General features: G+C 69.7%; 11 protein-coding genes. 7 read left to right on the plus strand and 4 right to left on the minus strand.

Translation table 11 applies throughout. The features are described 5' to 3' along the window. The first annotated feature begins 1 nt into the window (after nt 1). Nucleotides 2–2134 (plus strand): formate dehydrogenase subunit alpha, encoded by a 2133-nt coding sequence (gene fdhF / locus O0235_RS13795; RefSeq protein ID WP_270056348.1) that lies wholly within the window; start codon nt 2–4, stop codon nt 2132–2134. On the opposite strand, the gene hemB is transcribed toward fdhF, so the two are convergent. Continuing rightward, on the minus strand, nt 2097–3071 hold the full coding sequence (hemB, locus tag O0235_RS13800) for a porphobilinogen synthase (protein WP_270056349.1): 975 nt from the start codon (nt 3069–3071) through the stop codon (nt 2097–2099). The genes fdhF and hemB overlap by 38 nt on opposite strands. 71 nt (nt 3072–3142) lie before the next feature. On the opposite strand from hemB, the gene O0235_RS13805 reads away from it, so the two are divergent. Beyond that, a complete protein-coding gene (locus O0235_RS13805) occupies nt 3143–3829 on the plus strand; it encodes a hypothetical protein (RefSeq protein ID WP_270056350.1) in 687 nt (228 codons plus the stop codon). Between the two features lie 13 nt (nt 3830–3842). On the opposite strand, the gene O0235_RS13810 is transcribed toward O0235_RS13805, so the two are convergent. Then, entirely contained in the window at nt 3843–5618 is a 1776-nt protein-coding gene (locus tag O0235_RS13810) for a nitrite/sulfite reductase (protein WP_270056351.1), read from the minus strand. 139 nt (nt 5619–5757) lie between these two features. Here O0235_RS13810 and O0235_RS13815 point away from each other — a divergent pair, with 139 nt between their 5' ends. The 5 genes from O0235_RS13815 (at nt 5758) to O0235_RS13835 (ending at nt 10400) form a co-directional block, all read left to right on the plus strand. Beyond that, nucleotides 5758–6456: a phosphoadenylyl-sulfate reductase gene (locus tag O0235_RS13815; RefSeq protein WP_270056352.1), complete on the plus strand. Its 699-nt coding sequence runs from the start codon at nt 5758–5760 to the stop codon at nt 6454–6456. A 47-nt stretch (nt 6457–6503) separates the two neighbouring features. Further along, nucleotides 6504–7070: an adenylyl-sulfate kinase gene (gene cysC, locus O0235_RS13820; RefSeq protein WP_270056353.1), complete on the plus strand. Its 567-nt coding sequence runs from the start codon at nt 6504–6506 to the stop codon at nt 7068–7070. Continuing rightward, nucleotides 7067–7993 carry a sulfate adenylyltransferase subunit CysD gene (cysD, locus tag O0235_RS13825; protein WP_270056354.1) on the plus strand — a complete coding sequence of 309 codons (927 nt, stop codon included), beginning with the start codon at nt 7067–7069 and terminating at the stop codon, nt 7991–7993. The genes cysC and cysD overlap by 4 nt, the downstream gene beginning before the upstream one ends. Next, nucleotides 7993–9270 carry a sulfate adenylyltransferase subunit 1 gene (locus O0235_RS13830; RefSeq protein ID WP_270056355.1) on the plus strand — a complete coding sequence of 426 codons (1278 nt, stop codon included), beginning with the start codon at nt 7993–7995 and terminating at the stop codon, nt 9268–9270. The genes cysD and O0235_RS13830 overlap by 1 nt, the downstream gene beginning before the upstream one ends. Before the next feature lie 134 nt (nt 9271–9404). After that, nucleotides 9405–10400: a hypothetical protein gene (locus O0235_RS13835; RefSeq protein WP_270056356.1), complete on the plus strand. Its 996-nt coding sequence runs from the start codon at nt 9405–9407 to the stop codon at nt 10398–10400. Between the two features lie 10 nt (nt 10401–10410). Here O0235_RS13835 and O0235_RS13840 read toward each other — a convergent pair whose 3' ends face one another. Together O0235_RS13840 and O0235_RS13845 are read right to left on the minus strand one after the other, a co-directional pair. Then, nucleotides 10411–11652, minus strand: a complete 1242-nt coding sequence (locus O0235_RS13840) for a CaiB/BaiF CoA transferase family protein (protein WP_270056357.1) — start codon at nt 11650–11652, stop codon at nt 10411–10413. A 470-nt stretch (nt 11653–12122) separates the two neighbouring features. After that, complete coding sequence (locus O0235_RS13845) at nt 12123–13268, minus strand: CaiB/BaiF CoA transferase family protein (RefSeq protein WP_270056358.1); 1146 nt, start codon at nt 13266–13268, stop codon at nt 12123–12125. Between the last annotated feature and the right edge of the window lie 11 nt (nt 13269–13279).

Genomic DNA, 13279 nt, shown 5'->3' on the forward strand with positions numbered 1-13279 from the left:
GATGGAGACGAAGACCTGGACGACCTGCCCCTTCTGCGGCGTGGGCTGCGGCATCGTGGTCCATACCCGCGAAGGGCGGATCACCYGGGTCGATGACGACCCGGCGAACCCCTCGAGCCGGGGCATGCTCTGCGTGAAGGGGCGGTTCGGCACGACCTTCGTACAGCACCCGGACCGGCTCACCACGCCCCTCATCCGCCGGGGCGGCGACCTCGCGCCGGCGAGCTGGGACGAGGCGCTCGACCTCATCGCGGCCCGGCTGCCAGCCTACCGCGGCCGATTTGGGAGCTTCGCGAGCGCGAAGGCGACGAACGAAGATGCGTTCGTCCAGCAGAAGTTCGTGCGCCTCATCATGGGCACGAACAACATCGACCACTGCACGCGGCTGTGTCATTCGCCGAGCGTCGAGGCGATGCTGGACCAGCTGGGCAGCGGCGCGACCAGCAACTCGTACCTCGACTACGAAGAGGCGTCATGCCTCATGCTGGTCGGCTGCGACCCCGGCTCGAACCACCCCGTGATCGCGTCGCGGATGCGGAAGGCGGTCGACGAGTTCGGCGCAAGGCTGGTCGTGGTGAACCCGAAGCGCATCGATATGGCGGAGCGGGCAGACATCTTCCTGCAGCCGCAGCCGGGGACGGATGTCGCGCTCTTCAACGGGATGGCGCGGGCCATCCTCGATGATGGGCTCGAGGACCGGGCGTTCATCGCCGGCCGGACCGAGGGTTTCGAGGCGTGGCGCGACGCCGTCCTGGAGCGGACGGTGGAGGAGTACGCGGCGCTCTGCGGGGTGGCCGCGGCGGACCTGCGCGCGGCGGCGCGGCTGTACGCGTCGCCTCCCCCGCGGCGCGGGCTGTCCCCCGGCGAGCGGCCGGGCAGCTGCCTCGCCTGGGGCATGGGCATCACCCAGCACGCGCACGGGACCGACAACGCGCGGGCGCTCATCAACCTGGCGCTGCTCACGGGGCAGCTCGGCCGGCCCGGCTGCGGGATTTCGCCGCTGCGGGGCCAGAACAACGTGCAGGGCTGCGGCGATGCAGGCTGCATCCCCGATTCGCTGCCGGGCTACCAGCCGTACGCGGGCGATGTCGCGGCCATCTTCGAGGAAGCCTGGGGCGCAGGCATCCCGCGTGAGCCGGGCATCAAGGCGACGGACATGGTGGAGCGCATCGCGACGGGCGAGATCCGGGCGATGTACATCGTCGGCGAGAACCCGCTCCTCGCGGAGCCGAACCTCTCGCACGCCGAGGAGCTGTTCCGGCAGCTCGACTTCCTCGTCGTGCAGGACCTGTTCCTGCACGAGACGGCGCAGCTCGCGCACGTGGTGCTCCCGGCCTGCTCCTTCGCCGAGAAGGACGGCACGTTCACGAACAGCGAGCGGCGGGTGCAGCGGGTGCGCCCGGCCATCCCGCCGGTGGGTGCATCGCGGCCTGACTGGGCGATCATCGCCGACCTGGCGCGGCGGATGGCGCCGGCCGCCGGCATCGACCCGCGGCAGTTCGCGTACAGCTCGGCTGCGGAGGTGTTCGCCGAGATGGCGCGGCTCACGCCGCAGCTCCGGGGCATCAGCTACGAGCGGCTGGACCGGGAGGGCGGCATCCAGTGGCCGTGCCCGGCGCCGGACCACCCCGGCACGCGCTACCTCTACGCCGACCGGTTCCCGCGCGGGCTGGGGAAGTTCGTGCCGGTCCGGCAGGCCGCGCCGGCGGCGGAAATGCCGGACCGCGAGTATCCGCTCGTGCTCAACACGGGGCGCGTGCTGTACCACTGGCATGGCGGGACGATCACGCGGCGCGTGGAGGCGCTGGTCGAACAGATGCCGGATGTGCCGGTCGTCATGCACCCGGAGGACGCAGCCCGTCTGGGCATCGCCGACGGCGATGAGGTGGTGGTGCGGTCGCGGCGGGGGCGGCTGAGCGGCAAGGCCGTGGTAACGGACGCCGTGCGGGAAGGCTCGCTGTTCGTGCCGTTCGTGAAGCTGCGGGAGAGCGCGGCGAACTTCCTGACGAACAACGCCTACGACGAGCCGTCGCGCATCCCGGAGTACAAGGTGTGCGCGGTGCGTGTCGAGAAGAAGCGGCCCCGGCTGGCGAGAGCTACCGCCGCTCCGCCCACTGCTTCGCGTGGTAGGTGATGATGATGTCGGCCCCGGCGCGGCGGATACTCGTGAGCGCTTCGTCGATGATGCGGCCGCCGTCGAGCCAGCCGCGTTCGATGGCGGCCATGAGCATGCTGTACTCGCCGCTGACGTTGTAGGCGGCGACCGGGACGGTGACGGCTTCGCGGACGGCGCGGATGACGTCGAGGTACGGCAGGGCCGGCTTCACCATGACCATATCGGCGCCCTGGTCGAGGTCCGCGAGGACTTCGCCGAGGGCCATGCGGGCGTTCGCCGGGTCCATCTGGTAGCCGCGGCGGTCGCCGAAGGCCGGCGCGCTATCGGCAGCCTCGCGGAACGGGCCGTAGAACGCGCTCGCGAACTTTGCCGCGTAGGAGAGGATGGGCACGTCCGAGAATCCGGCCGCATCGAGGGCCCGCCGGATGGCGAGCACGCGGCCGTCCATCATGTCGCTCGGGGCGATGACATCGCAGCCGGCGCGGGCGAGCGAGACCGCCGTCTCTGCGAGCAGCGGGAGTGCCGCGTCGTTATCCACCGAACCGTCCGGCCGGAGCGGGCCGCAGTGGCCGTGGCTGGTGTACTCGCACAGGCAGACGTCGCCCATCACGAGGAGGTCGGGCGCGGCATCTTTGATGCGGGGAATGGCCTGCTGCACGATGCCGTCGGCGGCCCATGCGCCGCTCCCCGTGTCATCCTTGGCGGCCGGGAGGCCGAACAGCATGACGCCGCCGATCCCGAGGCGGGCGAGCCTGCGGGCTTCATCGGCGAGGGCATCGATCCCGAGGCGGTCCTGCCCGGGCATCGAAGGAATCGGCGAGCGGCCGGAGAGGCCGGCTTCGACGAACAGCGGGTAGATGAGGTGCGCCGGCGTCAGCTCGGTTTCGCGGACGAGCCGGCGCATCGCCTCGCTGGAGCGAAGCCGACGGTGGCGGGCGAAGGTCCCGAGTTCCATGTGCTGCGAGTGTAGCATCGGTGAACCCCCGGAGGCCGCGCGCTCTGCGGCGGGATATCCTTGGGAGCGGCATGGAACGACGGCTCCCGGCGCAGTACGAAGGCTGGCAGGCGCACGAGGCGCAGATGCGGCGCATGACGACGCCCGAACTCGTGGCGGAGATCCAGGACGGCCCGCCCGACCGGCGGCTGGCCGCGCTTTCGGTGATTAACCTCGCGGCGGTGGAGCCCGCAGTGGTGCGGGACTGGATTCGGACGCTGCCGGATGCCGAGGCGAACGAGCTGGCAGGCGCGATCCCGGTCCTCTCTCCGGATGGGTCGTGTGACGAAGACGCGCGCTGGTGCGCGCTCGCGCGGGATGGCTACGAAGCGCGGCGGCTGCCGACGTTCCTCGTCGTGCTCATGGCCTCGCTCGAGGCGATGGAGTCCCGGGGCTGTGCCGGCGCGGCGGCCGAGTGGGAACGGACCGCCGACTGGCTGGGCGAGATGTTCGACCGCCTGAGCGCCGAGGGGGACGAGGACGCGCTCGACGACATCTCGCTGTTCGTGTTCGAGAACTACCTCGACCGCGATGCGATGTTCGAATGCTTCTGCGGCGCAATCGTGCGGCACGAGTGGTTCGCGGGCGAAGTGAGCGCGAACCCGTCGATCTACCTGGCGAGGCTGCCTGAAGCGCGGCAGCGGCGAGCGCTCCTCGAGGCGGCGCAGGCCGGCGGCCTGCCCTTCGAGCAGGCGTGGGCGAACCTGCGCACGTCGTAACGGCGGCGATGCGTCAGACGGCGCACTCGCCTTCGCCGCGCTGCAGCCGGTAGAGCTCGAGCCGGTTCCAGTCGATGAACATCGCGCGGTTGTCGTCGGTGAACTCGCCCGGGATGCAGAGGTCGGCGATCGCCTCTTCGAACGGGGCCGTCCCGACGCGGTCGAAGAAGGCGTTGAACGTCTCGCCCGGCTGCCGGTTCGATTCGTAGAGGCGGATGAAGCGCTCGACGGCGTCGGGGCCGCGTTTTGCGGGCAGGCGGACCTTGAGCTGCTGCGCGAGGCGGAGCTCGCCGTTGTCGTAGCTGCCGCCGAGGAAGACGTGGTAGGCGGGGAGCTGATGCTCGCCGACCTTCATCGCTGCGCCGTGGAAGCCGATGGTGGCGATGTGGTGCTGGCCGCAGCTGTTCGGGCAGCCGCTCATCTTGATGTGGATGCGCCGGGTGAGCGGGTCGGTGATGTCCRRGGATTCGACGCGCTCCTGGATGGCCTGGTTGAGCCCCATCGAAGAGGTGATGCCCAGTTTGCAGCTGTCGGTGCCGGGGCAGCTGACGACGTCCGTGATGGACTGGGCGCCGATGTCGGCGAGGCCGAGTTCCTTCAGGCGCAGGAAGACCTCGTACAGGCTTTCGTCCCGGACCCAGCGGAGGACGATGTTCTGGCCGACGGTGGTGCGGGCGTAGCCGCCGGTGTACTCGCGCATGATGGCGGCGAGACCGCGGAACTGTTCCGGCCGGAGGTCGCCGCGCGTGACCTTCACCTCGACGGCGCTGAAGCCCTGCTGTTTCTGCGCGCGGACGTTCGCGGCGACGAACGCGGTGAATTCCCGGTGGTCGCCGTTCGGCTGCTGGTAGTGGGGCCGCCTGGCGGGGGCGTTGGCCGCCTCATCGTGGATGAAAAGGAGCGGGTCAGGGCGGAAGTCGCGGCCTTTCGCCCAGTCGCCCTGGAGCTCCTCCTCCACCATCCGGCGGAACTCGTCGATGCCGACGCGGTCGACGAGGAACTTGATGCGGGCCTTTGCGCGGTTCTTCCGGAGCTCGTCGGCGCGGTTGAAGATGCGCAGCACCGCCTCGGAAACCTTGAGGTACTCATCGACGGAGACGAACTCGTAGAGGACCGGGGCTTTGCGCGGCATCGTGCYGAGGCCGCCGCCGACGACGATAGTGAAGCCCTTCACGCCGTCGCGGATGCGCGGGATGAAGCCGAGGTCGTGGATGCCCGTGATGGCGGTGTCGGCGTCGCTCGCGCTGAAGGCCACCTTGAACTTGCGGGGCAGGAGCTGGGTGAGGGGGTTGCGCAGCCAGCGCCGGGCGAACGCACCGGCGTACGGGGTCGGGTCGAACGGCTCGCCCTCCTGGATGCCGGCCCACGGGTCGCCGGTGACGTTGCGGACGGTGTTGCCGCACGCCTCGCGGGTGGAGAGCCCGGCGCGGCCGAGGACGAAGAGCGCCTCAGCGGCTTTGAGGAGGGGGATGTGGTGGAACTGGATGTTCTGGCGGGTCGTGATATGGCCCTTGCGGAGGGGGGCGTACTTCTCCGCGACCTCGGCGAACGCCTCCATCTGCTCCGGGGTGACGCCGCCGAAGGGAAGCTTGACGCGGATCATCTGGACGTTCGGCTGGCGCTGTCCGTAGACGCCCTGCTTCAGCCGGAAGCCGATGAACTGGGCCTCGTCCCATTCGCCGTCCAGGAATCGCCTGGCCTCGGTCTGGAAATCTTCGAGTTCGCGCTCGAGGACCGGGAGCACTTTCCCGGGCTCGTTGGTGTAGACGATGGTCTCGACGTCGGGCATGGCGCACCCCGGACTGAGGATTGGCGCAGTTCCGCCGAGGATCTCAGCAGAAAGCTGACTGACTTTATCAACTTCTCCTCTTGCCCGCAACGGGGAAGGCGCATAAAGTTGAGCGAGTTACTCAGCTAAGGAGCTGCCGATGGCTGCCGCGCCGGCTTTCACCGAGGCCGAATTTCGGATGCTCAACGACCGGTTCGAAACCGCCGAGCCGCAGGAGATCGTGCGCTGGGCCGTGGAAACGTTCGGGGACGGGCTCTCCATCGGCGCCAGCTTCGGGGGCGCGAGCGGGATGGCCATCCTGCACATGGCGGCCCGCCTCAAGCCGGATGTGCACGTCTTCGTTCTCGATACGGACTACCTGTTCGAGGAGACGTACGAAACGATGCGCCGGGCTGTGCCGGCGCTCGGCCTGACCAACGTGCAGGTGTACAAGTCGAAGCTCACGCATGAGGAGCAGGCGCGCCAGTACGGCGCAGCGCTCTGGATGCGGGACCCGGACCTCTGCTGCGAGCTGCGGAAGGTGGAGCCGAACCGGCGGGCGCTCGAAGGGCGGACAGCATGGATGAGCGGCCTCCGGCGGGACCAGTCGGAGGGCCGGGCCGATACCCCGATCGTGGCGTGGGCGGCGAAGTTCGGGGTCGTGAAAATCAATCCGCTGGCGAACTGGACCGAGAAGCAGACGTGGGCGTACCTGCTGGAGCACGGGGTGCCGTACAACCCGCTCCTGGACCGCGGCTACGCGAGCATCGGCTGTTACAACTGTACGGTGCCCGGTGTCCAGGGGCGGGCGGGCCGCTGGCAGGGCTTCGAAAAGGACGAGTGCGGGCTGCACACCTGAATGCGCGTGAACGGCGCGGCGGGCGTCCGCGCCGGGAAGGACTGGAGATGACGCAACGACACGGTTTCGTGGTGTGGTTCACGGGGCTCTCGGGAGCGGGGAAATCGACGCTCACGGGGCTGCTTGCGCCGGAACTTCGCCGCCGCGGCCTGGCGGTCGAGGTGCTCGACGGCGACGAGGTGCGCGCGCACCTCTCGAAAGGGCTGGGATTCAGCCGGGAGGACCGGGACACGAACATCCTGCGGATTGCCTACGTGGCGCGGCTGCTGGCGCGCAACGGGGTGGCCGTCATCACGGCGGCAATCTCACCCTATCGCGAAACGCGGAACGCTGCCCGCGCGATGGTCGAATCCGACGGCGTCCCGTTTCTCGAGATTCACCTCGCGGCATCGCTCGAGGCGTGCGAAGCGCGTGATGTCAAAGGGCTCTACGCCGAGGCGCGGGCGGGGAAGCGGCCCGGGTTCACCGGGATCGATGACCCGTACGAGCCGCCGCTCATTCCCGACCTCCGCCTCGATACCGGCAGCGAACGCCCGGAGGTCAGCCTGGCGGCCCTGGTGAGGCTGCTCGAGGAGCGGGGCCTCGTGCCCGCTGGCGAGGGGGTGGCCCGATGACGGCAAGCGCGGTGATGCCCGTCGACCACGACCCCGGCCTCGACCTCCTCGAGGCCGAGGCCATCTTCATCATGCGGGAGGTCGCAGCCGAGTTCGAGCGGCCGGCGCTGCTCTTCTCCGGGGGCAAGGATTCCATCGTGCTCCTTCGGCTGGCGCAGAAAGCGTTCTGGCCGGCGCGCTTCCCGTTCACCGTGCTGCACGTCGAAACCGGACATAATTTCCCGGAGGTCCTCGAATTCCGGGACCGGCGCATTGCCGAGCTGAAGGCGCGGCTGGTCGTGGCTTCCGTGCAGGAGGCCATCGACGAGGGATGGGTGCAGGAGGAGCGCGGGCCGCGGGCCTCGCGGAACCGGCTCCAGACGCCGGTGCTGCTGGCCGCGATCGCGCGGCACCAGTTCGATGCGGCCATCGGCGGCGCCCGGCGGGATGAGGAGAAGGCGCGCGCGAAAGAGCGGGTGTTCTCGTTCCGGGACGAATTCGGCCAGTGGGACCCGCGAAACCAGCGGCCGGAGCTCTGGAACCTCTACAACGGACTGCACCTGCGCGGCGAGCACATGCGCGTCTTCCCGCTCTCGAACTGGACGGAGCTCGATGTCTGGCGGTACATCGCCCGGGAAGGCCTCGACATCCCGTCCATCTACTTCGCGCACGAGCGGGAGGTGTTCGTGCGCGACGGCATGTTGATGGCCGTGAGCCCGTATTTGCAACAGCTGCCGCACGAGCGGAGCTTCCGGGACACCGTTCGGTATCGCACGGTCGGGGACATGACCTGCACGGCCGCGGTTCGGTCGACGGCCCGGACGGTGGAGGAAATCATCGCGGAAGTGGCGACCGCGCGGGTGACCGAGCGGGGCGCGAGCCGTGCCGACGACCAGTTCTCGGAGGCCGCGATGGAAGACCGGAAGCGGGAGGGCTACTTCTGATGGACCTCCTCCGGTTCGTGACCGCCGGGTCGGTCGATGACGGGAAGAGCACGCTCATCGGCCGGCTGCTCTACGACACGCGGCAGGTGTTCGAAGACACCCTCGCGAGCATCGAACGGGCCAGCCAGGCGCAGGGCCTGGACGAGATCAACCTCGCACTGCTGACGGACGGGCTCCGCGCCGAACGGGAGCAGGGCATCACGATCGACGTGGCCTACCGGTACTTCGCCACCCCGCGGCGCAAGTTCATCATCGCCGATGCCCCGGGCCACGTGCAGTACACGCGCAACATGGTCACGGGCGCCTCCACGGCGCAGCTGGCGCTCATCCTCGTCGACGCGCGGAAGGGCGTGGTCGAGCAAACCCGGCGGCATTCTGCGCTCGCAGCGCTCCTCGGCATCCACCACGTCGTGCTGAGCGTCAACAAGATGGACCTGGTCGGGTGGTCGGAGGAGCGGTTCCGGGAGGTGGAAGCGGAATACCGGGGCGTCGCGGCATCGCTCGGCATCGACAGGGTGGCTGTCATCCCGCTGGCCGCGCTGACGGGGGCCAACCTCGTGCATCGCGCCAGCGAACTCGACTGGTACGGCGGGCCGACGCTGCTGGAGTTCCTCGAAACCGTGCAGGTGCGGAACCCGGCGCGCTCGGCGCCATTCCGTTTCCCCGTGCAGTACGTCATCCGGCCGCAGTCGCGAGAGTTTCCCGACTACCGGGGGTATGCCGGGACGGTGGCAGCGGGCGCCGTCCGGGTCGGCGATGCCGTGCGCGTCCTCCCGCTGGGGGCGGCAACGCAGGTGGCAGCGATCGACCGGTTCGAGGAATCGCTCGAAGAGGCTTCTGCAGGCGATGCCGTGACGATCCGCCTCGCGGATGAGCTGGATGCCGGGCGGGGCGCCATGTTCGTCGCCGCGGGCGACCCGGTGGCGCCGGCCAGCGCCATCGAAGCGGACGTCTGCTGGATGAGCGAGGACACCTGCCTCGCCGAAGGGCAGCAGGTGCTCGTGAAACACACCACCCGGCGGACGCGAGCGGTTGTCGAGCAGCTGGTCGACCGGCTGGATATTCACCGCCTCGCGCGCGAGCCGTTCCCGGAGCGGCTTGGCCTCAACGACATCGGGCGGGTTCGGCTGCGGCTGATGGAGCCGGTCGTTGCTGACCTTTACGACGCATGCAGGGAAACCGGCGCGTTCATCCTCATCGACCCTGCAACACGCCACACGACCGGCGCAGGCATGACGCGCGCGGTCGCCTCGAACGCGAAAGGAGGCGCCGAATGAGCGGCGTGCCTGAGGAGGAAGTTCTCCCGCCCCCGCGCAGCCAGGTGGTGCTGGAGGCTGCGCCCGGGGACCGCCGGGCTGCACTGCGCCGATGGGGAGGCCGGCTTTCGCGGGCCGGCGCAGCTTCCGCGGGGATGTTCCTGTTCATCCTTGGGCTGCAGGTGCTCAGGGCCGGCGCGCGTTCGCTGGTGCCGCTGCTCGATGGCCTCGATATTTCCGGCCCGGTGAACAGCGTCGGCTTCGGCTGGCTGCTCGCCTACGCCGCGATGAGCGGCTCGCCGGTCGCGGCGATTGGAGTCACGCTGCTGGCTGGCGGGGTCCTGACGGAATCGGAGGCGTTCGGGGTCATCGGGGGGTCACGCCTGGGCGCATCCTTCATCGTGCTCGCCGTCGGGTTCGTGCTGTACCTCGCCCGGAAACGGAACCCGGACAGCCTCGCCATCGGCGTGATCGCGCTGCTCACGACGTTCACGACCCAGGGGCCGGCCATCGCGCTGGGCCTCGTCTCCTTGCGGTACGGCTGGCTGGATCGGCTCCAGTTCACCCCGCCCCCGGGGATGCTGGACTGGGTGGATGCCGTCTACGGTGAGCCCGTCGCCTGGCTCGATGCGCAGCTCCCCGGCGGTGGCCTCTTCGCGCTCGGCGTGGTCATCCTCCTCGGCAGCTTTGCCGTCTTCGACCGCGCGCTGCCGCAGCTGGAGGCGGGGTCGAGCCGCTTCGATGCGGCGATGCACCGGATGCGGTCGCGCTGGTTCATGTTCCTCATGGGGGGCGCCGTCACCTCGATGACGATGAGCGTCTCGATTTCGCTCACGCTGCTGGTTCCGCTGAGTCTGAAGGGCTACCTGAAGCGCGACCAGGTGCTGCCGTACGTGATGGGCGCGAACATCACGACGTTCATCGACACGCTCGCCGGGGCGCTCATCCTCGGCGGCGCGGCGGCGTTCACGGTCGTGCTGACGGAGATGGTCTCCGTCGCGGTGATTTCGCTGGTCATCCTCACGTGCTTCTACGGGCCGTATTCGCGGGCCATTCTTCGGCTGGCGCACGAGGCGACGCGCAGCGAACGGCGGCTGGCCGTCTTCCTGGCGGCGATCGTGGCGGTTCCGCTGGTGCTGCTCTTCCTGTGACCGTGCCGGGTTACCGGTGGAGTGATTCGTCGGGGGTGTCGGCGGCGACGCCAGCCGCGTAGAGCGCGGCGATGCGCGCGTCGTCGAGGCCGAGCAGGTCGCGGAACACCCAGTCGTTGTGCTCGGCGAAGCCAGGCGCGTGGAGCCGGATGTGGCCCGGCGTGCGCGGCAGCACCCAGGGCGGCGCTTCCATCTCCCAGGTCCCGGCATCGGGGTGGGTGTGCTCGACCCACGCGCCGGTCGCGCGCAGGTGCGGGTCGGCGACCAGCTCCGGGGTCGTGAGGACGGCGCCGGCCGGGACGCCGGCCCGCTGGAGGAGGTGCATCGCCTCGTGGTGGCCGCGCTGGAGGGTCCACGCCTCGATTTCGGGGTCGAGGTCGCGCTCGTTCGCCTTCCGCGCGGCGGCCGTGGCGAACCGGGGGTCGCCGGCGAGGTCATGGCGGCGGATGACGGCGCACAGCGCGCGGAACTGGTCATCGGTCTCGCAGGCGATGGCGACCCAGCGGTCCTCGCCGGCGCAGCGGTAGACGTTGTGCGGGGCGTGGTGGGGGTGGCGGTTGCCCATCGGCCGGGGGAGTTCACCGGTGAGGCTGTAGCCGACGATGTGCTCGCCGACAAACATCGTGAGGTTTTCGCGCTGCGCGAGCTCGACGTAGCAGCCCTCGCCCGTGAGCCGCCGCTTGCGGAGCGCCAGCGCGACCGCGCCGACGAGCGCCGTTGCCGCCATCGGGTCGCCGTAGCTGAAGCCGGTCTTCATCGGCTCGCCGTCTTCGTAGCCGGAGATGGAGACGAGGCCGGCGAGCTGCTCGACGTTCGAGCCGTACGCGACGTAATCCTTCTCCGGGCCGGTCTTCCCGTGGCCGGGCATCGAGACGTAGATGATGCGCGGGTTCACGGAGCGGACGGTCTCGTAATCGAGGCCGAGGTTATCCATGACGTCGGAGCGGTAGTTTTCCACCAGCACGTCGCTGACGGCGCAGAGCTGCAGGACGGTTTCGCGGCCGAGCGGGTGGGCGAGGTCGAGCGAGACCGCGTATTTGTTCCGGTTGTTGTGGTTGAAGTAGGCCGACCGGTTGTACCAGCGCGGCACGTCGCGGGGGATGAGGCCGAGGGCGCGGAGCAGGTCCCACTGGCGGGGGCTTTCGACCTTGATGACCTCGGCGCCGTAGTCGCCGAGGAGGCGCGTGCCCATGGGGCCGGCCCATACCATGGTGAGGTCGACGATGCGCACACCCTGAAGCGGCTGGCTCACGGCTGGCGCTCCCTGCGGGCGAGGCTCGGCGGCCCCTGCCAGGTTTCGCCTTTGTCGAGCGCGACGGTGAGCTGGGTCCCGGACTCTTCGACGGTCCCCGCCAGTTCCGGCTGCCCGGCCGGGTAGCTCGCCTTGCGCGGGACGAGGACCCGTGCGCCGGGCGGAAACTCGGCGCTCGCGATGATTTCCAGCGCTTCGATGCGGCGGCCGATCGCCCGCGCGAGGACCTGGAACAGTGCGAAATCGTCGGTCTTCCGGAACGTCTCGAGCGCCTCTTCGMGCGCTGGCGGCTTCGCGCGCAGGGCGGAGGTCGGCCGGCGGCGGGATGGTGTCTTCGTCGCCGCGAGCGAGCAGGGCGGCGACGTACTTCCGCGCCCGCGGCGCGGCCTCGCCAGTCAGGCGGTGGAGCAGGGAGAGGTCGTCGCACTGCTCGAAGAAGGCTGCTGCGCGCGCGACGCGCTCCCGCTGGTTCATGCCGGGAGCCTCCCGAGCACTTCGGCATCGTGTTCCCCGAGGAGCGGCGCCCGGCCGGCGTCCCAGTCGCCGGGGCCCATCCACCAGGGCGGGCCGGGGTAGACCGCTTCCCCGGCGACCGGGTGGTCGATGTGCTGGAGGAAGCCGCGGGCGTTGAGCTGCGGGCTCTCGACCAGGTCCGCCATCGTATGGACGAAAGCGATCGGCGCACGGCCCGCGCCGGCCCGCCGGTAGAGGTCGTGCTTCGTCTCGGTTGCCGCCCAGGCGTAGAGCTCGGCCATGAGCTCGTCGTTGTGGGCGACGCGGTCAGCCTGGGTGGCGAAGCGCGGGTCCTCGCCGAGGTCGGGCCGGCCGATGACCTCGAGGAACGGTTTCCAGTTGCGCGGCATGAGGTGGATGCCGATGTGGCCATCGGCGCACGGGTAGATGCCGATGAAGCTGGCCATGTGGTTGCCGCGGCGGATGCCGCTCCACTGGCCGAGGTAGCAGTAGTAGGGGATGGAGGCTTCGAGGATGGGCGCCATGCACCGCTGGATGGAGATATCGACGTGCTGCCCGAGGCCGTCGCGCTCGGCTGCGAGGACGGCGAGCATCGCGGCCGAAAAGGCGTTGAGGCCCCCCTGGTAGTCGGCCTGGTAGCCGCCGTTTTTCAGCGGGCCGCCTTCGAACGTTCCGGTGATGTACATCTGGCCGCCCATGGCGAAGGCGATGAGGTTGTTGCCGAGATAGTTTGCGTAGGGGCCCTGCTGGCCGAACGGCGTGATCGACACCATGACGAGCCGGGGGTTGCGCTCGGCCAGTGTTGCGTAGTCGAGGCCGAGCGCGGCGAGGTCGGCCGGCCGGTAGTTCTCGACCAGCACGTCGGCGGTTGCGATGAGCCGGAGCAGGCGGTCGCGGTCCGCGGGTTCGCGCGGGTCGAGGACGACGGACTTCTTGCCGGTGTTGAGGTAGAGGAAGAGGGCGCTGGCTTCCGGATCGGGTTCGCCGCGGGGGAACGGCCCGTGGGCGCGGGCGATATCGCCGCCGGGCGGTTCGACTTTGATGACCTCGGCCCCGTGCCCGGCGAACAGCTTGCCGCAGTACGGGGCCGAGACGAACGTGCCGAATTCGATGACGCGGAGACCTTCGAGGGGCCGGCTCACGCTGGCGCATC

Source organism: Tepidiforma flava (genome assembly GCF_027594505.1).
In the GTDB taxonomy this organism is placed as follows: Bacteria; Chloroflexota; Dehalococcoidia; order Tepidiformales; family Tepidiformaceae; genus Tepidiforma; species Tepidiforma flava.